The sequence below is a fragment of the Streptococcus intestinihominis genome (assembly GCF_046824975.1).
Lineage (GTDB): Bacteria > Bacillota > Bacilli > Lactobacillales > Streptococcaceae > Streptococcus.
The window spans coordinates 101,200-103,241 of the sequence record NZ_JBKQBL010000002.1 but is presented as its reverse complement, the minus strand read 5'-3'; the positions used below and the strand labels follow the sequence as shown (position 1 = coordinate 103,241).

The window sequence follows — 2,042 nt, the reverse complement described above, 5'->3', positions numbered from 1 at the left end:
CGTTTGGTAATTTCTTGGTTTCAACGAAGCGGTAACCTGGAATTTCAGCTTTTGGCTCTTCTCCATCAACTGTAGGATATCCTGGGATTTCTTTACCTTCTTTATCAACAAATTTAGTGATTGGAAGAACAGTTGGTGTGTAAGTTGCAGAAGCTTTTGTTCCGTTCACATCTTCACGAACCACTGTCACTGCTGGTGCAGTTCCTGTAAATTCAGGTTCTGGAGTGAAGGTTACAGTTCCGTCTGCTGCCACTGTGTAAGTACCAACACCTGGAATTGTCTTCGTAGTTGAACCATCTTCAAAGGTTGCTGGAACTTCGTCATTCATTGGTACACGGCTATCACCTTCTGTGAAGCTTGGTTTACCTGTTTGTGTTGCACCCTTCTTACCAATTGAAGTAACTGGTTCACCTGTTGGAGTAACTGGTGTTACAGTTGGTGTGTAAGTAGCGGTAATTGGTGTACCGTTCTTATCAACACGTTTGACAGTTACACCTGTACCTGTTCCTGTGAATGATTTTTCTGGTACGAAAGTAACAGTTCCATCTGGTGCTACTGTGTAAGTTCCTTCACCTGGAATAACTTTAGTTGTTGAACCATCTTCGAAGGTTGCTGGAACTTCATCATCCATTGGCACACTTGGGTTACCTGGTGTGAAGGTTGGTTTACCAGATTGTGTTTGACCTTGGATGTCTGTAGAAGTTGCAGGTTCAGCAGTTGGTGTTACAGGAGTTACAGTTGGTGTGTAAGTCGCAGAAGCTTTTGTTCCGTTCACATCTTCACGAACCACTGTAACTGCTGGTGCAGTTCCGACAAATGATTTCTCTGGTACGAAGGTTACTGTTCCATCTGGAGCAACTGTGTAAGTACCAACACCTTCAACTGTCTTCGTAGTTGAACCATCATCAAATGTTGCTGGAACTTCATTGTTCAATGGTACACGGCTGTCACCTTCAGTGAATTCAGGTTTACCTGTTTGAGTTGCACCTTGTACATCAGTAGATACTGCTGGAGTACCTGTTGGGGTTACTGGTGTTACAGTTGGTGTGTAAGTTGCAGTAACTGGAGTACCGTTCTTATCAACACGTTTCACTGTTACGCCTGTACCTGTTCCTGTGAATGATTTTTCTGGTACGAAGGTTACTGTTCCGTCTGGAGCTACTGTGTAAGTTCCTTCTCCTGGAATTGTCTTCGTAGTTGATCCATCTTCAAAGGTTGCTGGAACTTCATCATCCATTGGAATTGCAGGGTTACCAGGTGTAAAGCTTGGTGTTCCTGTTTGTGTTTTACCTTGGATGTCTGTAGATGTTGCAGGTTCAGCTGTTGGGACAACTGGAGTAATCTTAGGTGTGTATGATGTTTCAGCTGGAGTGCCGTTTGCATCCTTGGCTTGAACCTTAACTGGAACTACATCACCTGAGTATGACTTATCAGTTGGTGTGAAGGTTACAAGGCCTGTTTCTTTATCAACTGTGAAAGTACCGATTTCTTTACCTTCTGGTGATTTAGCAACTACAGATTCTGCTGGTTGACCATTTTCATCAAGAAGAGTAATGGTATCCTTGTCGATTGGTGCAACTGAGTCACCTTCAGTGAAGGTCACAGTTCCAGTTTGAACCACACCTTGAGGTGCTTCTGATTCAGCTGGAGTTGCAGTTGGTGTTACTGGTGTTACAGTTGGTGTGTACTTAGCTGTTACTGGAGTACCGTTCTTATCGACACGTTTAACAGTCACGCCTGTTCCTGTTCCTGTGAATGATTTTTCTGGTACGAAGGTTACACTTCCATCTGGAGCAACTGTGTAAGTTCCTTCTCCTGGAATTGTTTTCGTAGTTGATCCATCTTCAAAGGTTGCAGGTGTATCATCATCCATTGGGACGTTTTCGTTACCTGGTGTGAAGGTTGGTTTACCAGATTGTGTTTGACCTTGTTTGTCAGTTGAAGTTGCATCTTCAGCTGTTGGTGTCACAGGTGTTACAGTTGGTGTGTAGGTTGCAGATGCTTTTGTTCCATTCTTATCTTCGCGGACAACTGTCACGGCA

At 43.7% G+C, this 2,042-nt stretch carries 1 pseudogene; it reads right to left on the bottom strand.

The features are described 5' to 3' along the window. Nucleotides 1–2,042: pseudogene (locus ACLOR3_RS03785) on the bottom strand (CshA family fibrillar surface protein C); the annotation flags it as partial.